Source organism: Halomonas sp. MCCC 1A11062, from assembly GCF_021404355.1.
In the GTDB taxonomy this organism is placed as follows: Bacteria; Pseudomonadota; Gammaproteobacteria; order Pseudomonadales; family Halomonadaceae; genus Halomonas; species Halomonas aerodenitrificans.
The window spans coordinates 132,910-155,230 of record NZ_JABFTW010000005.1 but is presented as its reverse complement, the minus strand read 5'-3'; the positions used below and the strand labels follow the sequence as shown (position 1 = coordinate 155,230).

The following is a 22,321-nucleotide window of genomic DNA, read 5'->3' as shown; positions in this document are numbered from 1 at the left end:
GTCGTTGTCGTTGTCTTTGTCCTTGAGATCGTTCCTCAGTAGACCAGTCTCACCAGACCCAGCGAGATCCACGGCATGTAGGTGATCGCTATCAGGCAGGCCAGCACCACCAGCACGAAGCGCACCAGCCAGGGCAGCATCTGATCGATGGAGATCTTGGCCACCGCACAGGCGGCGAACAGGTTCACGCCCAGCGGCGGGGTGATCATGCCCAGCGCCAGGTTGACCACCATGATCAGACCGAAATGCACCGGGTGAACGCCGAACTGGATGGCGATCGGCGTCAGGATCGGCGCCAGCACCAGGATGGCGGCGGAAGTCTCTATGAACATGCCGACGATCAGCAGCAGCACGTTGACCGCCAGCAGGAAAGTCATGGGGCTGTCGAACACGCCGGTCACCCAACCGGCGATATGGCCCGGCAGGCCCGTCCGGCTGATCAGGAAGCTGAACAGCGAGGCCGCGGCAATGATCAGCATCACCGCGGCGGTGGAAATCACGCTCTGGCGCAGGATCGGCCACAGATCGGCCACCTTGAGCTCGCGATAGTAGAGCCCGCCCACCAGCAGGGCGTAGAACACTGCCACCGCCGAAGCCTCTGTGGGAGTGAATACGCCGCCGTAGATCCCGCCGATCACCACCACCGGCATCAGCAGCGCCGCCCAGGCGCGCTTGAACGAGATCACGAAGCTGGTGCTGTCCTTGTGGTCCTCCAGGCCGAAGCCGCGCACCTTGCAGAACAAATAGAGGAACAGGATCAAGGCAGTACCAATGAGCAGGCCCGGCCCTACCCCGGCCAGGAACAGCTGACCGATGGAGGTGTCGGTGCTTACGCCGAACAGGATCAGCGGGATCGACGGCGGGATCAGCACCCCGAGCTCCGCCGACGAGGCCTGGATCGAAGCCGCCAGCGGCTTGGGGTAGCCATGGCGCACCATGGCCGGAATCAGGATGGCGCCGATGGCGAAGGTGGTCGCCACGCTGGAGCCGGACACCGCGGCGAACATCATGCAGGTCAGCACGCAGGTCATCGCCAGCCCGCCCTGCACGCCGCCGACGATGGATTTAGCCAGGTCCACCAGGCGCTGGGAGATGCCGCCGGCCGCCATCAGATTGCCGGCGAGAATGAAGAACGGGATCGCCATCAGCGGGAACTTGTCGATGCCGATGAACATCTGCTGCGGCACCAGCAGCAGTGGCAGCCGGGTGAAGAACTCGATACCGATGATCGAGGCCAGCATGATCGACACGGCGATCGGCACGCCGAAGGCGAACAGGATGATCAATGACAGACCGATGACCAGGTTCATGAGCGCGGCCCTCTGCGTTCGACGTCCTCGGCGGTCTCGGGCATGGTACGGCGCAGGTCGTGCATTTCCACCTCGGGTGAGGCTTCGTCCAGGTCGGGGCCCACAGCCTCGCGGCCAGTCAACTGGGCCAGCAGCCGGGCAACGACCGAGACGATGGCGAAACCGGCGCCGATGGGAATGGCGGCGTAGGCGTAGGCCATGGAGATGTTCATGCCCGACATGGTCTGGTTGGCAACGCGCCGGGTCATGAGAATGCCGTAGTGGACCAGCACCGCCAGCACCAGCAGGCAGCACAGCACGATAGCGATTTCGAGCACCAGCAGCAGACGCTGCGGCACCAACTTGTAGATCGCCTCCACGGCCATCATGTAGCCGCCACGGAAGGTCGCGGCGGCGGCCATGAACACGCACCAGATCATCGCCGTGCGCGCCGCCACCTCGGTCCAGGTGGAGGGCGCATTGAAAACGAAGCGGGTCAGCACCTGATAGAAGCTGAACGACACCGACACCACCAGCATGACGACGGCGACGACCATGGCCAGGCGCGTCAGCTGACGTTCGAAACGAAGAAAGAGATCCACCATGGGCTCACGATTCCTGCCGACGCGCTCCCGCTATACACCGGGAGCGCAGTTGGGTAACTCAGCGTAGAGAAGTGCCCGCGCGACGCGGTGACGCCGCACGGGCATTCACGCTCTTCTCAGCAGCTGGCCGCCTTCTCCTGGATCCTCTCCAGCATCTCGCTGCCGTGCTGGCGGGTGAAGATCTCGTAGGCCGGCTCGACCGCCTGCTGGAAGGGGCCGATGTCGATCTCGGTGTTGACCGTCATACCGTTGTCGCGCAGCAGGGCCACGCCCTCCTCCTCGAGCCGCGACACCTCGCCGCGAGTCGCTTCGGCCGAGGCACGGGCGGCTTCGTGGAACCACTCGCGCTCCTCGTCGCTGAGCCCGTCGAGCAACAGCGGCGAGCCCAGCACGGCGGCGGGGGAATAGACGTGCCCGGTGAGCGAGAGATGGTCCTGCACTTCCCAGAAGTTGGTGGCGACGATCACCGTGATGGGATTCTCCTGGCCATCCACCACACCCTGCTGCAGCGCCGTGAAGAGCTCCGGGAAGGCCATCGGAGTGGGCCGTGCACCCATCTGGCGGAAGGCCTCCTGGTGCACCTCGTTCTCCATGGTGCGCACCCGCAGCCCTTCGGCATCGCTGGGGCTGGTCACTTCGCGGCGGCTGTTGGTGAGGTGACGGAAGCCGTTCTCCGACCAGGCCAGGCCGACCAGGTCGTGCTGCCCCATCTTCTCCAGCAGCTCGCCGCCGAGCTCGCTGTCGAGCACGCAGCGGGCCTGATCATAGCTCTCGAACAGGAACGGCAGGTCGAGCACGTAGGTCTCCGGCACGAAGTTGCCGAGCGGGCCGGTGGAGGTGATGACCACGTCCACGGTGCCGATCTGCAGGCCCTCGATCATCTCGCGCTCGCCGCCCAGCGCGCCGGAGGCGTATTCGGTGACCGTGAAGGCGCCGCCGCTGAGTTCTTCCAGGGTCTCCTTGAAGGCCTGGGCACCCACCGCATAGTGGGAGGTGGAAGAGAGGGTGTGACCCAGGCTGACCTCCTGGGCGGCCTGGGCATTGGCGACCAGAGCGGCGGCAGTGATGCCGCCGATGGCGGCGGTGAGGGCGTGGCGTACGAACTGCGTTTTCATTGTTGTGACCTCTTCGTCGTGAAACACCTCGGTGGTTGTCGGCGGCCTGTCGGCCGCGGCTATGTGCTCGCTATCGGCTGCGCTCCTCGATGAACGCCGTGACGATATCGTGCAGGCTGCGGTCGCCGGCGAAGCCCAGCTCCCGCGCCCGGCGGGTCTCGAAGCGTGCCGGCCAACTGGCGACGATCGCCTCGATACGCGGATCGGGCTCGTGGCGCACCCGCGCCAGCGCCTCCTCACCCGCGACCTGACGCAGGGAGTCGAGCATCTCGGCCACGCTGACCGTGATGCCCGGCAGCATGAAGGCGCGAAACGGTGCCAGCGCCTCACCCGACACCTCGGCGCCATGAATCAGCGCCTCGATCACCTTGGCTGGCGACATCACGAACAGCTCCAGGGAGGTGGCCACGGGACAGACGGCCTCCTCACCGTTGAGCGGCTCGCGCAGGATGCTGGAGGCGAAGCTCGAGGCGGCGGCGTTGGGTCGTCCCGGACGCACGATGATGGTCGGCAGACGCAGCACGCAGCCATCGATCAGGCCGCGTCGGCTGTAGTCGTTGATCAGCAGCTCGCACATCGCCTTCTGGGTGCCGTAGGAGTTCTGCGGCTGCAGCGCGGTCATGTCGTCGAGCACCGCGGGCAGCTCGCCGCCGTAGGCGGCAACCGAGCTCGCCATGATCAGACGGGTATTGGCCAGCCCCCGCTCGCGGCAGCCCTCCAGCAGTGCCCGGGTGGCATCGAAGTTGACCTCCATGCCGAGATCCAGGTCGGCCTCGGCGGCGCTGCTAACCACCGCGGCCAGGTGATACACGACCTGCGGACGCGCATCGAGCACTGCGTCCAGCGCACCGGGCTCGGTGATATCCAGCGCCAACCCTGCGACGTCTGCCGTGTCGCTGGGCGGGCACGGTGGCTCGACCTGATCGACCAGCGTCAGACGCTGAATGGCCTCACCTCTCAGCTCGCCGCGTGCCAGCAGCCGAGTAGCAAGACGCTGGCCGAGGAAACCGGCGCCGCCGGTAATGACGATGTGCATGTCTGGCATCCTGTCGTTGTCGTTGTGTTTGCCGTTGCGCTCAGACCATGAGCCCGTAGTCACGCCCCCAGCCCAATCCTTGCCGGGTGCCCGCCGTGGGCCGGTACTCGCAGCCGATCCAACCCTGGTAGCCGAGCCGCTCCAGCCGCTCGAAGAGGGCGGGATAGTGCACCTCGCCGACGTCCGGTTCGTGGCGCTCCGGTACGCCGGCGATCTGGATATGTGCAATGGCGGTGAACTGCCGTTCCAGATGACGGATCAGATCGCCCTCCATGACCTGGCAGTGATAGAGATCGAACTGCAGACGCAGGCTGCCGTTGGCCCCGACCTGCTCGAGCACCGCCATGGCCTGGGCCTGGCGCGAGAGGAAGTAGCCCGGCATGTCGCGGGTGTTGATCGGCTCGATCAGCACCTGGCGCCCCACCTTGGCCGCCTCGGCGGCGGCGAAGCGCAGGTTGCTCACGTAGGTAGCATGGTGGCGCGCCCGCGTCTCAGCATCGGCGCCGACCGGCAGCAGCCCGGCCATGGCGTGCACGCGGGGGCAGTCGAGGGCTTCGGCGTAGCGCAACGCCTCGACCACGCCGTCGCGAAATTCCGCCTCACGCCCGGGCAGACTGGCCAGACCGCGCTCGCCGGCCTCCCAGTTCCCCGGCGGCATGTTGAACAGCACCTGCTCGACGCCGGCTTCGCGCAGCGCACCAGCCAGCTCCTCGGGAGTGTAGGCATAGGGGAACAGGTACTCCACGCCGCGAAAGCCCGCCGCCGCAGCCGCCTGGAAGCGGTCGAGGAAGTCGTGCTCGGTGAACAGCATGCTGAGATTGGCGGCCAGTCGAATCATGTTTCGCGTCTCGTGTTCTTGGGTCGTGGGGCGGCATCAGTCACGGGGAAAACGGGCCTCCAGTTCGGCAACCTGCTCGGGCGTCAGTCCGCGCGGATTATGGCCGCGCAGCAGCAGGTAGAGCTTGGCGGTCTCCTCCAGCTCCTCGGTGGCGTAGACCGCCGCCTCCAGGTTCTTGCCCGCCACCACCGGGCCATGGTTGGCCAGCAGCACAGCGCTGTGCTTGCCGGCCAGGCCGCGCACGGCATCTCCCAGCGCCGGGTCTCCCGGCACGTGATAGGGCACCAGGGGCAGGCGCCCCACCCGCATCACGTAGTAAGCGGTGAGCGGCGGGATGCAGTCGCAGGGGTCGACGTCGGGCAGGCAGGAGACCGCCACCGAATGGGTCGAGTGCAGATGCACGATGGCACCGGCACGGGGGCGCTCGGCGTACATCGCCATGTGCAGGAAGTGCTCCTTGGTCGGGGCGTCGCCGTCGAGCAGGCAGCCGTCGCGGTCGAGGCGCGAGATCCTTGCCGGATCGAGCCGGCCCAGGCAGGCGTTGGTCGGCGTCATCAGCCAGCCGCCGTCTTCCAGGCGTACGCTGATGTTGCCGCTCGAGCCCATGGTCAGGCCGCGATCGAACAGCGACTTGCCGAGCGTGGCGATCTGCTCGCGCAGGCGATGGCAATCGGCCGTGCTCATGTCACACCTCCGCTGTCGCCGACGGTTGGCAGCACCTCGAAGGCGCGCAGGAAGAAATCCTCCCCGCCGAAGTTGCCCGACTTCAGCGCCAGCGACAGCGGCGCCTGGCGACCGGCCAGCATGGCCTGGGTCCAGGGCACGCCGGGGTCGATCTGCTCGCCGATGCGCAGGGCACAGACGCCCAGCGCCGACACCACGGCACCGGAGCTCTCGCCGCCCGCCACCACCAGGCGTCCCACGCCCTCGTCGACCAGCCGTCGGGCGAGTTCGCCCAGCGCCTTCTCCACCAGTTCGCCGGCCCGTTCGCGTCCCAGCATCTGCTGCACCCGGCGCACCCGCTCGGCATCAGCCGAGGCGTAGATCAGCACCGGGCGGCCACCGGCCAGGTGTCGGCGAGCGAAGGCCAGCGCCCGCTCCAGATGGTCGGGCCCTTCGGCCAATGAGGCCGGATCGAGAGCAAAGCCGGGAAAGCGCGTGAGAAAGGCGTCGACCTGGGCCAGGGTGGCCCGCGAGCAGCTACCCGACAGCACCAGAGCACTGCCCGACGCCGGCAGCAACGCCCCCGCCGCCGCGATCTCGCCCAGCCAGCCGCGCCGGCGGTACGCGGCGGGCAGCGTCTGCCCCAGCCCCGAGCCGCCGGTGACCAGCGGCAGGTCGGCCGTCGCCTCGGCCAACACGGCCAGGTCGCGCTCGTCGAGAGTGTCGCAGATCGCCTGGCGTACGCCCTGCCCGGCCAGTTCGTCGAGCCGTGCCCGGGCGGCCTCGGCGCCCTGAGCCAGCGTCGGCCACGGCAGCAGCCCTACGGGGTGCCGGCTCTGGCGCGCCAGCACGCGGACCAGATCGGCGTCGTGCATCGGGTTGAGCGGGTGGTGCTGCATGCCGCTTTCGTTGAGCAGCCGGTCGCCGACGAACAGATGGCCCTGATAGACGGTGCGACCGTTGGCCGGAAAGGCCGGCACCATGACGCTCAGCTGCGCGTCGAGGCGTTCCAGCAGCGCCTCGCCGACCGGGCCGATGTTGCCGGCCTCGGTGGAGTCGAAGGTGGAGCAGTACTTGAAGAAGAGCTGGCGGGCGCCCTCGCCGCGCAGCCACTCCAGCGCCGCCAGCGAATCGCGTATGGCCTCGTCGGCCGGGCAGGAGCGCGACTTCAGCGCCACCACCACCGCATCGATCCGCTTTGCGTCCTCGACCAGCTCGGCCAGGGGGCGCTCGGGCACGCCGATCAGCTGCACGCAGCGCATGCCGCCACGCACCAGGTTGTTGGCCAGGTCGGTGGCCCCGGTGAAGTCGTCGGCAATGGCGCCCAGCACGATCGCCATGCTCAAGCTCCCTCGTCGTTGGCCGCCTCGGGCAGGGCAATGCCCGAGAGGCGCTGGTAGACCTTGATCACCGCCGAGTCGTCCTCGCGGCCGAAACCGGCGCCCTTGGCGGCGGTGAACTGCTGCAGTGCGCTGGCGGCAATGGGAGTGGGCATGGCCAGCTCGCGGCCGGTCTCGTGAACGATGTTGAGATCCTTGACGAAGATGTCCACCGCCGAGAGCGGGGTATAATCGCCCTCGAGAATGTGCGGTACGCGGTTTTCGAACATCCAGGAGTTACCGGCGGATTGGCTGATCACCTCATACACGCGGCGCGGCTCCAGCCCCATGCGGACGCCCAGTGCCACCGCTTCGGCCGCGGCGGCGATATGCACGCCGGCCAGCAGCTGGTTGACCAGCTTCATGCTGGAGCCGATGCCCGGCGAAGCGCCCAGGCGATGCACGACCTCGGCCATGGCATCGAGTACCGGCCCGGCCTTGTCGAAGGCCTCGGCGCTACCGGATGCCATCACCGAGAGCCGACCAGCCCGCGCCTTGGCCGCCCCGCCGCTGATCGGCGCGTCGAGCATCAGCAGGCCGCGCTCGGCCAGCCGGGCGCCCAGCCCCTCGGCCAGGCTCGGCGCCACGGTGGCACACTGGATCACCAGCGCGCCAGGCGCCAGCGCATGGGCGAGTCCGTTCTCGCCGAACAGCACCTGCTCGACTTGGGCGGCATTGACCACCACGACCAGCACCACGTCGCACTGCGCGGCAAGCTCGGCAGGCGTCGCCACGCAGCGTCCGCCGGCCTCCTCGAAGGCGCGGCAGGCCGCTGCGGTCACGTCGCAGCCGACCACCGTCAGGCCACGCTCGTGCAGCGCCGTTGCCGTACCCAGGCCCATGGCACCCAGGCCGATGACGCCCACTCTTGGAGTCATACCGTCGCTCACCGCCGCTCTCCCCGTTCGTCTGTTCGCATTGGTGCTATTCGTTGTATTCGTTCTAGGCGTTCTGTCCGTTCTACCCATTCCAGCGACTCGCTCTACCCGTCTACCGGCTCGAAGTCCGTTGCTTCCGGTGGCGTTTTAGCGCTGGCTGATTTCGTTATGTTAGCGCTATCATGTTAGCGCTAACATCGTTGTAGTAGATTCACCGACTCGCAGCAAGGGGCGGCCAGGAGGATACGACCATTGTCTAACGATGCGCACAACTCGCGTCGACGACGCAGCACCGAGCAGCCCACACTCAAGCAGGTAGCCGACGCCGCCGGCGTCTCGGCCATCACCGCGTCGCGCGCACTGAATCGCCCCGATCAGGTCAACGAACTCACCCGTGCGCGGGTCCTCGAGGCCGTGGAGCGCCTGGGCTACGTACCCAATCTGGTGGCCGGCAGCCTGGCATCGGCCCGCTCACGCTTCATTGCCGTCATCGTGCCTTCGCTGGCCAACAGCGTGTTCATCGAAGTAATCCAGGGGCTGCAGGAAACTTTCGAGGCTCAGGGCTACCAGATCCTGCTGGGCAATACCGAGTACGACCTGGAGCGGGAGTACCAGCTGATTCGCACCTTCCTCGGCTGGTCCTGCTCGGCGCTGATCACCGCGGGGCTGCGCCATAACGAGGCCTGCCGCACCCTGCTCGCCAACTGCGACAAGCCGATCATGGAGGTCATGGAACTGGGCGAGGCGCTGGATCTCAACGTGGGGCTGGACCATACCGAAGCCGGCCGCTGCATGGCGCGACACCTGCTCGAGCGGGGCCATCGCCAGGCGCTCTTCATCGGCGCACGGCTGGCCGGCGACTATCGCGCCGGGATGCGCTACGAAGGCCATCGTGAAGTATTCGAGCAGGCCGGCCTCGCCGCACCGCTGCTCGAACTCGAACGGGGCGGGCTCGACGCCGGTGCTACCGGGCTGGAGCGGGCGCTCGCCGAGCACCCCGGCATCGGGGCGATCCACTTCGCCAACGACGACCTGGCCACCGGCGCCCTGCTCCACGCCCAGCGCCTGGGCCTCACGGTGCCGCAAAGAATTGCTATCGCCGGCTTCAACGGGCTGCCCATCGGCCAGCACATCACCCCGCGCCTGACTACCATTCGCTCCCCGCGCCAGGCCATGGGCGAACTCGCCGCCACGGCGGTGATTCGCCGCCTCGAGGGCCAGCGCGTAGTACGCCGACAGCACGACGTGGGCTTCGAGCTGCTGGTGGGAGATAGCACCTGAGACCACACCGCGTCGCCACTTGGTCAATGCAGTAGGGGCAGCCTATGCTGAAGCCACGTTTCCGTGCAGGCAGCCCGCATGTCCCGCAAGGTGCTTCTCGTTCTCGCCGCTCTGGTGACACTCGCCCTGCTGGGCTTCCTCTGGGGCTGGCTGGCCGCGCACGACCTGTTCGACGCCAACACCCTCTTCACCCTGCTACAAGGCTCGCTGGCCTGGCGCGATGCGCCCTGGGCCGGCGTGGTGGTGGTGGCGGCCTTTCTCGCCGCCTCGCTGACCCTGTTCCCGCTGAGCGTGCTGGTGGTGCTGGCGGGCCTGATGTTCGGCCCGTGGTGGGGATTTTTCTATTCGCTGATCGGCACACTGGTCGGCTCGATAGCGACCTACTGGCTGGGCCGCAGGCTCGGGCGCGATGCCCTGCTGTACTATGGCGGCACGCGCCTGATCAGCATGTCGCGTTATCTGGCCGGGCACGGGATACGCACCATGACCGTGCTCAACCTGCTGCCCCTGGCCCCCTTCACCCTCACCAATCTGCTGGCCGGCGCTTTCCACATCCGCTTTCGCGATTACATGCTCGGCACCTTCATTGGCGCCACGCCGGGGCTGGCCGGCATCATCCTGCTCAGCAGCCAGCTCGGCACCCTGCTGACCGCCGAGGACCGCCGCGAGCTGGCTTGGGCGGCCGCCGGCATCGTTCTCGCCCTGGCGCTGCTTTACGGACTCAAGCGCTATGCGGATGCGCGACAGCGCCGCCGCCGCGCCTGACCCCCGGTTGTCCGGCGCCGGGCATAGGCGGCACCCGCTCAGGCATCCGCTCCTCGAGAAACGCCACGAAGGCACGCAGGCGTGCCGGCACGTGACGGCGCTGCTGATAGACGGCATGGAAGTCGGCCGAGATGCCCCGCCACTGCGGCAGCAGCTCGACCAGCTTGCCGCTGGCCAGGTGCTCATGCACGTCCCACCAGGAGCGCAGCGCCACACCGTGGCCATCGAGCGCCATCTGCACGATCACTTCGCCGTCGTTGCTGGCCAGGGGGCCCGCTATCTTGACCGCCTGCTCGCGCAGCGGGTCGTCGCGATGCTGAAAGCGCCACACGGCGTAGTCGCTGTCGTTCTCGCGCAGGATCAGACAGGGGTGTGCGGCAAGTTCCGCCGGGGTCGTCAGCGCTGCCATGCGCGCCATGTAGCCGGGGGCGGCACATAGCACCCGCCGGTTGGCCAGGATGCGCCGCGCCACCAGGCGCGAATCGGGCGGCTCACCGACGCGAATGCCGACGTCGAAGCCCTGCTCGCCGAGGCTCAACGGATAGTTGGTGAGCTCGAGCACGCCCTCGACGCCGGGATTGAGGGTACAGAACGCCGACAGCAGCGGCGCCACGTGGCGGCGGCCGAAGCCGAAGGTGGCGTTCACCTTGAGCGGCCCCGAGAGTGCCGCCTGCTGTTCGCCGAGGGCCTCTTCCAGCTCGGAGAGCTCTTCGAGGATCGCCGAGCCACGGGTGAGATAGCGCTCCCCTTCCGCCGTCAGCGTCAGGCGCCGCGTGGTGCGGCTGGCCAGCTCGACGCCCAGGCGCGCCTCGAGCTGCTTGAGGCGCTTGCTCACCGCCGACAGCGAGAGACCCAGCTCCCGCGCCGTGGCCGTCAGGCTACCCGCCAGGGCCAGCTGGCGGAAGAAAACCAGGTCGTCGAGCTGAGCCATACGACTCTCCACTTTCAGTCAACAATACATTTCCATATAGCCTGATTATTCTCACCAAGCCAAGGGCTAGACTGGGGATAGCCAAAGATTCGGAGGAAGCACTCATGTTCGAGGGATTCCGCACGTTCGACATCGCCTGCGGCGACATCAACATCCATGGCCGCATCGGCGGCTCGGGACCACCGCTGCTGCTGCTCCACGGTCACCCCCAGAGTCATGTGATCTGGCACCGTCTGGCCGAACCGCTGGCAAGCCGCTTCACGGTGGTGGCCACCGACCTGCGTGGCTATGGCGATTCGTCCAAGCCACCCGGCGAGCCGGATCACGCCAACTACAGCAAGCGCGCCATGGCCGAGGATCAGGTCGCGGTGATGCGTGAGCTGGGCTTCGAACGCTTCTTGCTGTGCGGCCACGACCGCGGTGGACGCGTCGCCCACCGCCTGGTCATGGATCACCCGGACAGGGTGGAAAAGCTGATGCTGCTCGATATTGCCCCCACGCTTGCCATGTACGAGCAAACCGACCGTACCTTCGCCACCGCCTACTTCCACTGGTTCTTTCTGATCCAGCCCTCGCCGCTGCCGGAAACCCTGATCGAGGCTTCACCCAACGACTACATCATCCGCACCATGGGCGGGCGGCATGCCAGCCTCGACGCCTTCGATCCGGCAGCCATCGCCGAGTACCAGCGCTGCCTGGCCCAGCCCGGCGCCGCCCATGCCCTGTGCGAGGACTATCGCGCCTCGAACGCCATCGACCTGGAACACGACCGCGCCGACCGTGAAGCGGGACGCCGTATCGCCTGCCCGGTCAGCGTGCTGTGGGGCAAGCACGGCATCATCGAGCGTTGCTTCGACCCACTGGCGGAATGGCGCGCCGTGGCCGAACGGGTCGAGGGCGAGGCCCTGCCCTGCGGCCATTACATCCCCGAGGAGGCGCCAGAGGCCCTGCTCGACCGTATCAACCATTTCATGACCCACGCCTGACCAACACCACCCGAGGAACCCACCATGACCCATCGTATCGCTGTCATTCCCGGCGACGGCATCGGCAACGAAGTGATGCCGGAAGGCCTGCGCGTGCTCGAAGCCGTTGCCAAGCGCTTCGACATCGACCTCTCCTTCGAACACTTCGACTTCGCCTGCTGCGACTACTACGCCAAGCACGGCAAGATGATGCCCGACGACTGGTTCGAGCAGCTCAAGGACTTCGACGCCATCTTCTACGGCGCGGTGGGCTGGCCCGACACGGTACCGGATCACATCTCGCTGTGGGGCTCGCTGCTGCAGTTCCGCCGTCAGTTCGACCAGTACATCAACCTGCGTCCGTGCAAGCTGCTGCCAGGGATCAAGAGTCCGCTGGCCGACCGCAAGCCCGGCGACATCGACTTCTACGTGGTGCGCGAGAACACCGAGGGCGAGTACTCCAGCGTCGGCGGCAAGATGTTCGAGGGCACCGAGCGTGAGGTGGTGATCCAGGAGACGGTGATGACCCGTCACGGTACCGACCGGGTGCTCAAGTTCGCCTTCGAGCTGGCCCAGAGCCGGCCGCGGAAGAAGCTCACCTCGGCCACCAAGTCCAACGGCATCGCCATCACCATGCCGTGGTGGGACGAGCGGGTCGTGGCCATGTCGGACAACTATCCCGAGGTCAGCGTCGACAAGTTCCACATCGACATCCTCACCGCCAACTTCGTCATGCATCCCGACTGGTTCGACGTGGTGGTGGCCAGTAACCTGTTCGGCGACATCCTCTCCGACCTGGGCCCGGCCTGTACCGGTACCATCGGTGTGGCGCCCTCGGCCAACATCAACCCCGAGGGCACCTTCCCCAGCCTGTTCGAGCCGGTCCACGGCAGCGCTCCGGACATCGCCGGCAAGGGCATCGCCAACCCCATCGGCCAGATCTGGTCCGGCGCCATGATGCTCGAGCATCTGGGCCACAAGGAGGCCGCCGACGCCATCGTCGACGCCTTCGAGGCGGTACTGACGGAGGCCAACCCTGCCGTGCTGACGCCGGACATTCGCGGCCAGGGCACCACCCAGACACTGGGCCAGGCCATTGCCGAGCGGGTTGCCGGCTAGAACAAACTCCTTTATTGACCTGCATCAAGATAGCGCGAGAATCCAGAGGCGAGTCCTGCGGAAAAGACATAGGTTATAAGCATATAACAACAATCACATCAGACCTATCCCGCAGGAGACTCGCCTCCCATGTCCCGACACGATTCCGCCTCTTCATGCCTGGATCGCCGCCAGTTCCTGAAATATGGCGCTGGCGTCGGTACGGCCGGGCTGCTCTATGCAACAGGCCTTCAGGCCCGCCCCCTCTCGACCAACGTCCGCATCGTCATCCTCGGTGGTGGTGCCGGTGGCTTGGCCATGGCCAATCGGTTATCGCGCCGTCTGGATGGAGCCCGCATCAGCCTGGTCGAGCCCCGTGAGATACACCACTATCAGCCGGGCTGGACCCTGGTGGCCTCAGGCGTCTGGCGCCCAGAGAAGACCATGCGGCCGAACGCCCGATTCGTGCCGAATGGCGTCGACTGGGTGCGCCAGCCCGCCGCCGGCATCGATGCCGCCAATCGCCGGGTCGAGCTGGGAGACGGCGCATGGCTCGACTACGACTATCTGATTGTCGCCACCGGACTGCAGCTCAACTACCAGCTAATCGACGGAATGTCGCCCGAGCTGGTCGGCAGCCACGGCATCGGCAGCGTCTATGCCAGCATCGAAGGTGCCGTCCGCACACGAGATGCCATCGACACCTGGATCGCCCAGGGCAGCGGCAAAGGCATCTTCACCGCGGCCCCGACCCCGGTGAAGTGCGCCGGGGCCCCGCTCAAGATGACCTTCACCACCCTCTCCCGCCTCGAGGCGAGCGGGCGGCGCAATGCCTTCCAGGTGGAGTTCATGGCGCCCGGGGCGGCGCTCTTCACCCAGCCCTACATCAACGACTTCGTCAAACAGCGCTTCGACGATCAGGGGGTGACTCGTCGCCACCATTATCGGCTCTCCGCCATCGACCCGCAGGCACGCGAGGCGGAATTCACCTTCGTCGGCCCCGACAGCGAATTCACCTCGCACCATGAATTGCGCGAAGCGGAGTTCTCCCGCGAGGGCGAGCGCAAGGTGGTGACCGACTACGACTTCATTCACGTGGTGCCGCCGATGAGCGCGCCGGACTTCGTCAAGGCCAGCGACCTGATCGCTCAGGACGGCCCCTTCCGCGGCGAGTGGCTGGACGTGGACATCAACACTCTGCAGCACAACCGCTACCCCGAGGTGTTCGGCATCGGCGACGTGATCGGCGCCCCAATCAACAAGACGGCGGCCAGCGTCAAGGCCCAGGCCCCGGTGGTCGAGGCCAACCTGCTGGCGCAGCTGCAGGGTCAGGCGCTGCCGCGCCGCCACAACGGCTACACCTCCTGCCCAATGATCACGGGCATCGGCAAGGCGATGCTGGTGGAGTTCGGCTACGACGACAACTTCGCCTTCCTGCCCTCCTTCCCCTTCATCGATCCCAAGGATGAATCCTGGGTCGCGTGGGTCATGAAGGATCGCATGCTGCAACCCGCCTACTACGCGGTGCTGGAAGGCCAGGCCTGAGGAGAATCGACATGACCATTACTGGCGCTCTGACCATTCTGTGGTACGCCCTGGCCCCCTTCCTGTGGCTGATGGCAGCCGGCGTGGCGCTGCTGGTAGCCGTGCAGGTGCTGGCCCACCTGCGCGGCTACCGCATTCTCGGTTACCGTTGCCTGGCAGCCAATCTGGCCGCGATCGCAGCGGGACTATCCGGGCTGTGGTGGATTCCGCTCTTCACCCACTCCCGGCTGGCTTATGTTGCCAGCGTATTCGACTGGATTGCGTTAATTGGCGCCCTGGCCGGCCTGGCCGCAGTCGCCTGGCTGCTGCTGCATCCGCTCAGTTATCTGCTGCGCAGCAGGTCAGCAAGGCACGCCTGACCCACCCTCGTACACCCCAAGCCGGCCGGTACCCTGGCCGGCTTGCACTCGCACCTGGCTATGCATGGCCCGTATGGCCATCCCCGCCAATGTCGTTGAGGTTTGTTCACAGCCGGGGTTTCAGCCGGAAAGAAACAAAGCCTCTCCACGGTGAGTGTCTGCCTGACATTTTGTTTCCGATCGTAAGCCACGGCCAGTCATGCAGATTCTTCGTCTAGCCTGATGAGTGCAAGCTCGAGAGGGCAACGCGCAACAAAAGGAGGCACGGCATGAAAAGGACAGCAATTGCCATTGCAGTAGGCGCCCTGAGCACCGGACTCAGCCACGGCGTCCTTGCCCAGGACGTCCAGGACGAGGATCCGCAGCACCATTTGGGCGAACCGCAGCAGATGACTGATGAGGACGCCCAGGGCCAGGAGCAGTTCGACGAAGAGCAGGCGGGCGAACCGGGCGAGACCGGCTTCGATCCCCATGGTCAGGGCCAGCAGCCATACGCTGACGACAACGAATTCGACAACGACAAGTTCGAGAATACAGAGTTCGAGGACGAGGAAGAGGAGATCGGCACTGCCGACGATACCGATGATGACGACGGTCTGGATGAGGATACCCAGGTAGAAGCCAGTCCGGGCGAGACCGACGTCGAGGTCGACCAGGAGCCGGCCGAGATCGAGGTCGAGCAGGAGCCGCCTGAGGTCACCGTCGAGCAGCAATCGCCCGATGTGACCATCGAGCAGCCCGAGCCCGACGTCGAAGTCGATCAGGCCGAGCCGGATGTGACCGTCGAGCAGGAAGGCGAAGCGGACGTTCAGGTCGAGGAGGCCGAGGATGCCAGCGCCGAGATCCGCCAGCAGGACGACGAAGCCACCGAGGAAGAGCGCGACCAGGACGGCATATTCGATGACGACCAGAACGGCCAGGATCAGGCCGCACAGGATCAGGTCGGTCAGCAGCAGATGGACATGCAGGTCAGCGATCTCGAAGGTCGCGACATCGTTACCCAGGACGGCGATGAAGTGGGTGACGTCGAGCGAGTGGTGCGCGACACCCAAAGCAACGAAACCTACGTGATCGTCAGCGAGGGCGGCTTCCTTGGCTTTGGCGGCGACGAAGCGGCCTACCCGATCGAAAACCTGGAGATTCGCTCCGAAGGCGAGCTGATTCTGCAATCACAGAGCGGTGAGCGCTCCGTCGACGATTTCGAACAGGACAATCTCGAAGAGCTGGACGGTGACGAGCGCCTGATGGAAGACGATCAGAACATGAACTGATCCAATCGCCCGGCATCGGCCACCGAGCCGAGACCGATAAGGCGCGGCCCAGGCCGCGCCTTCTTGTTACCGTTTTAAATGCCTGCTGAGGGCCAGTCTCACGCGGCCAGCTTGGCCGCCTCTATCTCATGCGGCCAGCTTGGCCGCCTCAATCTCACGCGGCCAGCTTGGCCGCCACTTGGGCAACGCTGCGCCCCTGCAGCCTGGCAAGCTCCAGTTCGTGCTCGGTGGGCTGGCGCGAGCCATCCGCCCCGGCTAGCGTCGAGGCACCGTAGGGCGAGCCGCCCTGAACGCTGGAGATGTCGAACTGCGACTCGAGCCCGTAGCCCACCGGCAGAATCAGCATGCCCTGGTGGGCCAGGGTGGTCCACGACGTGAGAATGGTGGTTTCGTTGCCGCCGCCGGTGCCGGTCGAGGTGAACACGCTGCCCACCTTGCCACGCAGCGCCCCCTTGGCCCACAGGCCTCCGGTCTGGTCGAGGAAGTTGCGCATCTGCCCGGTCATGTTGCCGAAGCGGGTCGGGGTGCCGAAGATCACCGCATCGTAATCGGCCAGTTCCTGGGGCGTGGCCTCCGGCGTGTCGAAGGTCTTGCCGCCCGCCTTGGCAAAGGTTTCAGGGTCCATGGTTTCGGGTACGCGCTTGACGTCGACCTCCACGCCATCGACCTGCCTGGCTCCCTCGGCGACGGCTTGGGCCATGGTGTGGATATGGCCATACATCGAATGGTAGAGCACGAGTACCTTGGTCATCGTTCACCTCCTGTACATGAGCGCTAGGGAAACGACATCAGCCAAGCTGATGACAATCGTCAGGGTAGAAGGCAGGGCGGTGAAGAAAAGCAAAGCTTTTAGCACGTCAGGTTCGATTTCATCGACCGGTGCGCTGCCAGACACCGGCCAGCACGCGCACCTTTCCGGCTGCCAGGTTGTCGCGCAGGTTGCGCCCCATCATGGCAAAATCATCACCGAAGATCAGTGCCGGCCCCGGCAGCGCCCGGGCCGTCTGCTGCGTGCCGCTTTCGCCTTTGGCCCTGGTCTCACGCCAGCTCAGGGCGGCCTGCGTCACGTCCTCGATGGCGAGCGGCTCGAAGCCCGCCAGGGTCAGGGCCCGCTCCAGCTGCTCGCGGCTGCGCAGATGGCTGTTGGCGGGAGTGCGCGCCCAGGGTACGGGCAGCGCCAGCGGCTCGGAATTGTCGCCGGCCACCACCTCGTGCAGCAGCACCCGCCCGCCGGGCATCAGCAAACGCCGCCACTCGGCCAGCACCCGCGGCACCTGGGGCATGTTCATCAGCGCATGCTGACACCACACCACCTCGATGCTGCTTGTCGTCAGCGGCACGCTGGCGGCATCGCCACACACGAAGCGGGTGCGCCCGGCCAGTCCGGTGGCTCTGCTCAGCCAGCGTGCCACCTCGACGAAGGCGGCAGTGATATCGATGCCTACCACATCGCAGTCGTATTCGGCGGCCAGCAGACGGCTGGCGCCACCGGTACCGCAGCCGACGTCGAGCACCCGCTCGCCGCCCTGTATTTTCCCCCTCTCTGCCAGAGCGCGACTGGCACTGCGCCCACCGAGATGCAGCTGATCGATACCGGCGATGTCGTCGACACTCAGGCATTCGGGATCCCGCCCCGCAGCCAGGAAAGCCTCGCGCAGACGCACCTGCAGGGGGTGGCCTTGGCTGGCGCTGGCCGCATCGTAGTGGTCGTCGAGACGGCCGCCATGGCCGAACGAAACGTTACCCTGGGCAGTTGGCATGGCTGGCTCCTCGCCGTCAAAATGGTTCAGGCAGCTTAGACCCTGCCCGCCCGCGCCCACATTGGGCAAAGGTCGGCACGCAGGAGTCGTTTTCAATATCGCACCTGGGCTTTCACTAGCCCGACGCCCGTGCTTGAGATAATGCCCCGTCCGCAGGAAGGTAAGCGAGGACCCACAGCCCTGGACGCAGCATGTTGTCGGAATGGATCGAACTCAGCCTCGAAAATGCCTGCCCCGCGTCACACAGCGGTCGCCTGCGCGGCGGTCGCTATACGCTTCTCGCACCGGGTATCCTCGAGCTGACGCCTACCGAATGCCGCGAGACGGCGCGCGCCTGCGTGTTCTCGGTGGGCATCCACGGCAACGAAACGGCCCCCATCGAGTTGCTCGGCAGCTGCCTGGCCCGCATCGAAGCGGGGCTGCTGCCGCTGGGTGCCCCGGTGCTGGTGATCCTGGGCAATCTCGAGGCCATCCGCCGCGCTGAGCGCTACGTGAACACCAATCTCAACCGCCTGTTTCGTCGCGATCTTGACGAGACCGGCATGGAGCCGGACCGCGCCCGACAGCTGATGAGCGTCGTGGACGATTTCTACGCCCGTCATTCCGGTCGCGAGCGACTGCACTACGACCTGCACACGGCGATCCGCGACAGCCGCTTCCCGCGCTTCGTGGTCGAGCCCTTCGCCGATACCCCGATCCGCCCCGAGCAGTGGCGCTGGCTGGCTGAGGCCGGCATCCAGGCGGTGCTGCACCAGCACCGGCACAGTTGGACCTTTTCCCACTACTCCAAGCATTACCATCAGGCCCAAGCCTTCACCCTGGAGCTGGGGCGCGCCCTGCCCTTCGGCCACAACGATCTGGCTGCCCTGGCCCCCATGGCACGTCTTCTCGAAGCCCTGCTGGAAGGGCGCGAGCCGCGAGGCGCCGACCCGACACGTATGACGTTCTTCCGCGTCGCCCATGAGCTGATGCGGCAGTCACAGGACTTCCGCCTGTGCTTTCCCGACGACACGCCGAACTTCACCGAATTCGCTCCCGGCACGCGGCTCGCCGAAGATGCCAGCGCCGGCCCTTGCATCGTCCAGGACGAACCGCTGAGCGTGGTCTTCCCCAACGCGGCGGTGGAGCTCGGCGCCCGCGCCGCCCTGCTGGCCCGCCCTGTCACGCCGCCCGGCTAGCAACAGGGAAAAAGACCCCAAGCCCCAAACGCTTCAGAAATATTTTTTGCGATACAACAATAATCAGGAGCCTTTTGATGCTTTCCTTGTCTCACTTCCTCGACCATCGTCGCATGACGCGGGCTTTGCCTCCCTCTGCCCAAAGCCCTCAGGCCTGTTAGAATCGCCCCTTTTTCGTGCCTGCCCGATTGAACCGGCCCGTCGCCACCGGCGACCCGTCCCGACCTGGAGCCCGTCCCATGGCCGATACCCCGATTCCACTCGAAGTGCGCAACATCAAGAAGCGCTTCGGCGACACCGAAGTCCTCAAGGGCCTCTCCCTCGAGGCCCGCAAGGGCGACGTGATCACCCTGATAGGAGCCTCCGGCTCCGGCAAGAGCACCTTCCTGCGCTGCATGAACCTGCTGGAGCAGCCCGACGAGGGCGACCTGATCGTGCACGGTGAGGAGATCCGCTTCAAGCACACCAAACACGGTCGCGAACCCGCCGACTGGAAGCAGGTGGTGCGCATGCGCGCCCGCCTTTCCATGGTGTTCCAGAGCTTCAACCTGTGGTCGCACATGACCCTGCTGGAGAACATCATCGAGGCCCCCATCCATGTGCTCGGCAAGCCGAAGAGGGAGGCTATCGAGCACGCCCGCGCCCTGCTCGAGAGGGTCGGCCTGACCGCTCGGGCGGATGCCTATCCAGCGCAGATGTCGGGCGGCCAACAACAGCGCGGTGCCATTGCCCGGGCGCTGGCCATGGATCCCGAAGTGATGCTGTTCGACGAGCCCACCTCGGCGCTGGATCCGGAACTGGTCGGCGACGTGCTCAAGGTCATGCGCGACCTGGCCGAGGAAGGCCGCACCATGGTGGTGGTGACCCATGAGATGGGCTTCGCCCGCGACGTCTCCAGTCAGGTCATCTACCTGCACCAGGGGCTCGTCGAAGAAGCCGGCCCGCCCCAGGAGGTACTGGTCAATCCCACCTCACCCCGGCTCAAGCAGTTCCTGGCGCCGAAGTATTGAGGGTTCCCGCATGATCGATCTACATGGCTACGGGCCGCGACTGCTGGAAGGTGCCGGCGTCACCCTCCAGCTCGCCGTGCTGTCGCTGATTCTCGCCCTGATACTGGGACTGCTCACTGCCAGCGCCAAGATGTCGCGCAACTGGCTGCTGCACAAGGTGGCCACGCTCTACACCACAGTGATTCGTGGCGTTCCCGACCTGGTTCTGATGCTGCTGCTGTTCTTCGGCGGCCAGATGGCGCTCAACGTCGCCACCGATGCCATCTACGACCGCTTCGGGGTGGACTGGTACATCAACCTCAACGCCTTCGCCGCCGGGGTGCTCACCATCGGTTTCATCTTCGGCGCCTACATGGGCGAGACCTTCCGCGGCGCCTTCATGGCCGTGGAGCACGGCCAGATCGAGGCCGGCAAGGCCTACGGCATGAGCCCCTGGCTGGTGTTCCGGCGCATCCGCTTCCCGCAGATGATGCGCCACGCCCTGCCGGGCATCTCCAACAACTGGATGGTACTGCTCAAGACCACCGCGCTGGTCTCGGTGATCGGGCTCTCGGACATGGTGCGCGTGGCCGCCGAAGCCTCCCGCGCCACCCACGAGCCGTTCACCTTCCTGATCCCGGTGGCCGCCGCCTATCTGCTCATTGCCAGCGTGTCGGAGTGGATGTTCGCTCGACTGCAGAAGCGCTACAACGTCGGCTTCGGAGGGCACTGAGATGACAGAACTGACCTGGCTCAACGAGCTGCTCGCCGGCAACCGCATCTTCACCCCGCAGACCATCGGCTATTACTGGGACGGGCTGGTGCTCACCACCCAACTGGTGTTCCTGTCGCTGGTCGCCGGCTTGGTGCTGGCGATACCGCTGGCCATCGGGCGCAGCTCGAGCCGTCGCTGGATCAGCCTGCCGATCTACGTCTACACCTATGTGTTCCGCGGCACGCCGCTGCTGATCCAGCTCTACATCATCTACTACGGCGTGGTGTTCTTCGACGGCATCCAGCAGACCTTTCTCTGGCCGCTCCTGCGCGAGGCCTTCTACCCGGCACTGATCGCCTTCACCCTCAACACGGCGGCCTACAGCACCGAGATCTTCCGCGGCGCGATCAAGGCCACCCCGCGGGGCGAAATCGAAGCGGCCAAGGCCTACGGCATGTCGCAGGGGCTGATGATGCGGCGCATCGTGCTGCCCAGCGCCTTCCGCCGCGCCCTGCCGGCCTACGGCAACGAGGTGATCTTCATGCTGCATGCCAGCGCCATCGCCAGCGTGGTGACGCTGATGGACATCACCGGCGCGGCACGCTTCGTCTATGCGCGCTTCTATGCGCCGTTCGAGGCCTTCCTGTTCGCGGCGGCGATCTACCTCTGCCTGACCTTCGCCATCCTCTACTTCTTCCGCTATCTGGAGAAAAGGCTGTTGGCACACCTCAAGCCCCAGAGCGGCAATTGAACAACGTCAAACAGGCGTTGGAAAAAGCTCACCCCGGGGCTTTCGACCCCGGCGTGGCTGCGCTAAATTCAGGCGCGACGTCACCGAAACGGTGCCGAACGAAAACAAAGGGAAACGAAACATGAAAAAACTGCTGACAGTATCCCTGCTGGGTGTGGCCCTCGCAGCCGGTACCGCCCAGGCCCGCGATTACGATCACGTGCGCTTCGGCGTCGACGTACCCTACGAGCCGATGGAATACCGCACGCCGGACGGCGAGCTGACCGGCTTCGACATCGACCTGGGCAACGCCCTGTGCGCCGAGATGGGCGTCACCTGCGAGTGGATCGAGCAGGAGTGGGACGGCATCATCCCCGGCCTGCTGGCGCGCAACTACGACGCCATCATGTCCTCGATGACCATCAATGACGAGCGCCGCCAGACCCTGCTCTTCTCCGATCCCTACATCACCATTCCGGGTGCCTGGTTCGCCCCCGCCGGTAGCGATGTCGAAGGGATCAACGAAGAGACCGTAGCCGGCAAGAGCATTGGCGTGCAGCGCGGCACCACCTTCGACAGCTACGTCACCGACAACTACGGCCGCGTAGCCAACGTCAGCCGCTACTCCACCGCCGACGACATGGTGCTCGACCTCCAGGCGCAGCGTCTGGACCTGGTATTCCTCGAGTTCATCGTCGGTCAGGCCACCCTGCTCGAGAATCACAGAGGTGAGTTCGAGGTGGTCGGCGAAATGGTCACCGAGCCGGAAGAGTACTTCGGCGAAGGCTTCGGCATCGCCTTCCGTCCGCGTGACGAGGCTCTGGCCCAGCGCTTCAACGAGGCCCTGGCCACGCTGAAGGAAGACGGTACCTACGACGAGATCTACCAGCGCTATTTCGGCGAAGAGTAAGCTCGGCGAAGCGTCAGCGCT

Annotated in this window: 23 protein-coding genes; 12 read left to right on the top strand and 11 right to left on the bottom strand. The window is 65.9% G+C overall.

All coding sequences use genetic code 11. From position 1 onward, the window contains the following. Positions 1-35: 35 nt before the first annotated feature. From HOP58_RS07485 to ltnD, 8 genes are all read right to left on the bottom strand, one after another. Positions 36-1,310: a TRAP transporter large permease gene (locus HOP58_RS07485; RefSeq protein ID WP_010626913.1), complete on the bottom strand. Its 1,275-nt coding sequence runs from the start codon at positions 1,308-1,310 to the stop codon at positions 36-38. Continuing rightward, positions 1,307-1,894, bottom strand: a complete 588-nt coding sequence (locus tag HOP58_RS07480; RefSeq protein WP_234259979.1) for a TRAP transporter small permease — start codon at positions 1,892-1,894, stop codon at positions 1,307-1,309. Before HOP58_RS07480 ends, HOP58_RS07485 begins: the two co-directional genes overlap by 4 nt. 116 nt (positions 1,895-2,010) lie before the next feature. After that, positions 2,011-3,009, bottom strand: coding sequence for a TRAP transporter substrate-binding protein (locus tag HOP58_RS07475; protein WP_234254460.1), 999 nt, complete (start codon positions 3,007-3,009; stop codon positions 2,011-2,013). Between the two features lie 70 nt (positions 3,010-3,079). Further along, positions 3,080-4,045 carry a D-erythronate dehydrogenase gene (gene denD / locus HOP58_RS07470; protein WP_234259978.1) on the bottom strand — a complete coding sequence of 322 codons (966 nt, stop codon included), beginning with the start codon at positions 4,043-4,045 and terminating at the stop codon, positions 3,080-3,082. 40 nt (positions 4,046-4,085) lie between these two features. Further along, positions 4,086-4,883 carry a 2-oxo-tetronate isomerase gene (gene otnI / locus HOP58_RS07465; RefSeq protein WP_234259977.1) on the bottom strand — a complete coding sequence of 266 codons (798 nt, stop codon included), beginning with the start codon at positions 4,881-4,883 and terminating at the stop codon, positions 4,086-4,088. Between the two features lie 36 nt (positions 4,884-4,919). Beyond that, positions 4,920-5,567 carry a 3-oxo-tetronate 4-phosphate decarboxylase gene (gene otnC, locus HOP58_RS07460; RefSeq protein ID WP_234259976.1) on the bottom strand — a complete coding sequence of 216 codons (648 nt, stop codon included), beginning with the start codon at positions 5,565-5,567 and terminating at the stop codon, positions 4,920-4,922. After that, complete coding sequence (gene otnK / locus HOP58_RS07455; protein WP_234254520.1) at positions 5,564-6,886, bottom strand: 3-oxo-tetronate kinase; 1,323 nt, start codon at positions 6,884-6,886, stop codon at positions 5,564-5,566. Before otnK ends, otnC begins: the two co-directional genes overlap by 4 nt. A gap of 2 nt (positions 6,887-6,888) precedes the next feature. Further along, entirely contained in the window at positions 6,889-7,803 is a 915-nt protein-coding gene (gene ltnD / locus HOP58_RS07450; protein ID WP_234260040.1) for an L-threonate dehydrogenase, read from the bottom strand. Between the two features lie 252 nt (positions 7,804-8,055). Between ltnD and HOP58_RS07445 the strand changes: the two genes are divergently transcribed. Both HOP58_RS07445 and HOP58_RS07440 read left to right on the top strand, forming a co-directional pair. Further along, positions 8,056-9,084: a LacI family DNA-binding transcriptional regulator gene (locus tag HOP58_RS07445; RefSeq protein WP_234259975.1), complete on the top strand. Its 1,029-nt coding sequence runs from the start codon at positions 8,056-8,058 to the stop codon at positions 9,082-9,084. A 78-nt stretch (positions 9,085-9,162) separates the two neighbouring features. After that, entirely contained in the window at positions 9,163-9,849 is a 687-nt protein-coding gene (locus HOP58_RS07440; protein ID WP_010626903.1) for a VTT domain-containing protein, read from the top strand. Here HOP58_RS07440 and HOP58_RS07435 read toward each other — a convergent pair. After that, positions 9,806-10,780 (bottom strand): LysR family transcriptional regulator, encoded by a 975-nt coding sequence (locus HOP58_RS07435; RefSeq protein ID WP_010626902.1) that lies wholly within the window; start codon positions 10,778-10,780, stop codon positions 9,806-9,808. The genes HOP58_RS07440 and HOP58_RS07435 overlap by 44 nt on opposite strands. Before the next feature lie 104 nt (positions 10,781-10,884). On the opposite strand from HOP58_RS07435, the gene HOP58_RS07430 reads away from it, so the two are divergent. The 5 genes from HOP58_RS07430 (at position 10,885) to HOP58_RS07410 (ending at position 16,018) form a co-directional block, all read left to right on the top strand. Beyond that, positions 10,885-11,766 carry an alpha/beta hydrolase gene (locus HOP58_RS07430; protein ID WP_010626901.1) on the top strand — a complete coding sequence of 294 codons (882 nt, stop codon included), beginning with the start codon at positions 10,885-10,887 and terminating at the stop codon, positions 11,764-11,766. Positions 11,767-11,790: 24 nt separating this feature from the next. Further along, positions 11,791-12,864, top strand: a complete 1,074-nt coding sequence (locus tag HOP58_RS07425; protein ID WP_010626900.1) for a tartrate dehydrogenase — start codon at positions 11,791-11,793, stop codon at positions 12,862-12,864. Positions 12,865-12,993: 129 nt separating this feature from the next. Then, positions 12,994-14,388, top strand: a complete 1,395-nt coding sequence (locus tag HOP58_RS07420; RefSeq protein ID WP_010626899.1) for an FAD/NAD(P)-binding oxidoreductase — start codon at positions 12,994-12,996, stop codon at positions 14,386-14,388. 11 nt (positions 14,389-14,399) lie between these two features. Beyond that, positions 14,400-14,747 carry a DUF5368 family protein gene (locus tag HOP58_RS07415; protein ID WP_234259974.1) on the top strand — a complete coding sequence of 116 codons (348 nt, stop codon included), beginning with the start codon at positions 14,400-14,402 and terminating at the stop codon, positions 14,745-14,747. A gap of 269 nt (positions 14,748-15,016) precedes the next feature. Beyond that, positions 15,017-16,018, top strand: a complete 1,002-nt coding sequence (locus tag HOP58_RS07410) for a PRC-barrel domain-containing protein (protein ID WP_234259973.1) — start codon at positions 15,017-15,019, stop codon at positions 16,016-16,018. Positions 16,019-16,172: 154 nt separating this feature from the next. Here the strand turns inward: HOP58_RS07410 and wrbA are convergent, their stop codons facing one another. Together wrbA and HOP58_RS07400 are read right to left on the bottom strand one after the other, a co-directional pair. Beyond that, entirely contained in the window at positions 16,173-16,769 is a 597-nt protein-coding gene (gene wrbA / locus HOP58_RS07405; RefSeq protein ID WP_010626896.1) for an NAD(P)H:quinone oxidoreductase, read from the bottom strand. A gap of 118 nt (positions 16,770-16,887) precedes the next feature. Next, positions 16,888-17,778 (bottom strand): class I SAM-dependent methyltransferase, encoded by an 891-nt coding sequence (locus HOP58_RS07400; protein ID WP_010626895.1) that lies wholly within the window; start codon positions 17,776-17,778, stop codon positions 16,888-16,890. A gap of 191 nt (positions 17,779-17,969) precedes the next feature. On the opposite strand from HOP58_RS07400, the gene HOP58_RS07395 reads away from it, so the two are divergent. The 5 genes from HOP58_RS07395 (at position 17,970) to HOP58_RS07375 (ending at position 22,300) form a co-directional block, all read left to right on the top strand. Further along, complete coding sequence (locus tag HOP58_RS07395; protein WP_010626894.1) at positions 17,970-18,956, top strand: succinylglutamate desuccinylase; 987 nt, start codon at positions 17,970-17,972, stop codon at positions 18,954-18,956. Positions 18,957-19,195: 239 nt separating this feature from the next. After that, positions 19,196-19,966 carry an ATP-binding cassette domain-containing protein gene (locus HOP58_RS07390; protein ID WP_234259972.1) on the top strand — a complete coding sequence of 257 codons (771 nt, stop codon included), beginning with the start codon at positions 19,196-19,198 and terminating at the stop codon, positions 19,964-19,966. 10 nt (positions 19,967-19,976) lie between these two features. Further along, positions 19,977-20,678 (top strand): ABC transporter permease, encoded by a 702-nt coding sequence (locus HOP58_RS07385; RefSeq protein ID WP_234254449.1) that lies wholly within the window; start codon positions 19,977-19,979, stop codon positions 20,676-20,678. Position 20,679: 1 nt separating this feature from the next. Then, positions 20,680-21,411 carry an ABC transporter permease gene (locus tag HOP58_RS07380; RefSeq protein ID WP_234254448.1) on the top strand — a complete coding sequence of 244 codons (732 nt, stop codon included), beginning with the start codon at positions 20,680-20,682 and terminating at the stop codon, positions 21,409-21,411. A 121-nt stretch (positions 21,412-21,532) separates the two neighbouring features. After that, positions 21,533-22,300 carry a transporter substrate-binding domain-containing protein gene (locus HOP58_RS07375; protein ID WP_234259971.1) on the top strand — a complete coding sequence of 256 codons (768 nt, stop codon included), beginning with the start codon at positions 21,533-21,535 and terminating at the stop codon, positions 22,298-22,300. Positions 22,301-22,321 lie beyond the last annotated feature (21 nt).

Coding starts and splice junctions, on each gene's coding strand:
- HOP58_RS07390 (WP_234259972.1), top strand. CDS start 19,196: ATGGCCGATACCCCGATTCCACTCGAAGTGCGCAACATCAAGAAGCGC.
- otnC (WP_234259976.1), bottom strand. CDS start 5,567: ATGAGCACGGCCGATTGCCATCGCCTGCGCGAGCAGATCGCCACGCTC.
- HOP58_RS07375 (WP_234259971.1), top strand. CDS start 21,533: ATGAAAAAACTGCTGACAGTATCCCTGCTGGGTGTGGCCCTCGCAGCC.
- HOP58_RS07395 (WP_010626894.1), top strand. CDS start 17,970: ATGTTGTCGGAATGGATCGAACTCAGCCTCGAAAATGCCTGCCCCGCG.
- HOP58_RS07410 (WP_234259973.1), top strand. CDS start 15,017: ATGAAAAGGACAGCAATTGCCATTGCAGTAGGCGCCCTGAGCACCGGA.
- HOP58_RS07475 (WP_234254460.1), bottom strand. CDS start 3,009: ATGAAAACGCAGTTCGTACGCCACGCCCTCACCGCCGCCATCGGCGGC.
- otnI (WP_234259977.1), bottom strand. CDS start 4,883: ATGATTCGACTGGCCGCCAATCTCAGCATGCTGTTCACCGAGCACGAC.
- otnK (WP_234254520.1), bottom strand. CDS start 6,886: ATGGCGATCGTGCTGGGCGCCATTGCCGACGACTTCACCGGGGCCACC.
- HOP58_RS07380 (WP_234254448.1), top strand. CDS start 20,680: ATGACAGAACTGACCTGGCTCAACGAGCTGCTCGCCGGCAACCGCATC.
- HOP58_RS07425 (WP_010626900.1), top strand. CDS start 11,791: ATGACCCATCGTATCGCTGTCATTCCCGGCGACGGCATCGGCAACGAA.
- HOP58_RS07440 (WP_010626903.1), top strand. CDS start 9,163: ATGTCCCGCAAGGTGCTTCTCGTTCTCGCCGCTCTGGTGACACTCGCC.
- HOP58_RS07480 (WP_234259979.1), bottom strand. CDS start 1,894: ATGGTGGATCTCTTTCTTCGTTTCGAACGTCAGCTGACGCGCCTGGCC.
- HOP58_RS07415 (WP_234259974.1), top strand. CDS start 14,400: ATGACCATTACTGGCGCTCTGACCATTCTGTGGTACGCCCTGGCCCCC.
- HOP58_RS07430 (WP_010626901.1), top strand. CDS start 10,885: ATGTTCGAGGGATTCCGCACGTTCGACATCGCCTGCGGCGACATCAAC.
- HOP58_RS07400 (WP_010626895.1), bottom strand. CDS start 17,778: ATGCCAACTGCCCAGGGTAACGTTTCGTTCGGCCATGGCGGCCGTCTC.
- HOP58_RS07485 (WP_010626913.1), bottom strand. CDS start 1,310: ATGAACCTGGTCATCGGTCTGTCATTGATCATCCTGTTCGCCTTCGGC.
- HOP58_RS07385 (WP_234254449.1), top strand. CDS start 19,977: ATGATCGATCTACATGGCTACGGGCCGCGACTGCTGGAAGGTGCCGGC.
- HOP58_RS07435 (WP_010626902.1), bottom strand. CDS start 10,780: ATGGCTCAGCTCGACGACCTGGTTTTCTTCCGCCAGCTGGCCCTGGCG.
- HOP58_RS07420 (WP_010626899.1), top strand. CDS start 12,994: ATGTCCCGACACGATTCCGCCTCTTCATGCCTGGATCGCCGCCAGTTC.
- denD (WP_234259978.1), bottom strand. CDS start 4,045: ATGCACATCGTCATTACCGGCGGCGCCGGTTTCCTCGGCCAGCGTCTT.
- ltnD (WP_234260040.1), bottom strand. CDS start 7,803: ATGACTCCAAGAGTGGGCGTCATCGGCCTGGGTGCCATGGGCCTGGGT.
- wrbA (WP_010626896.1), bottom strand. CDS start 16,769: ATGACCAAGGTACTCGTGCTCTACCATTCGATGTATGGCCATATCCAC.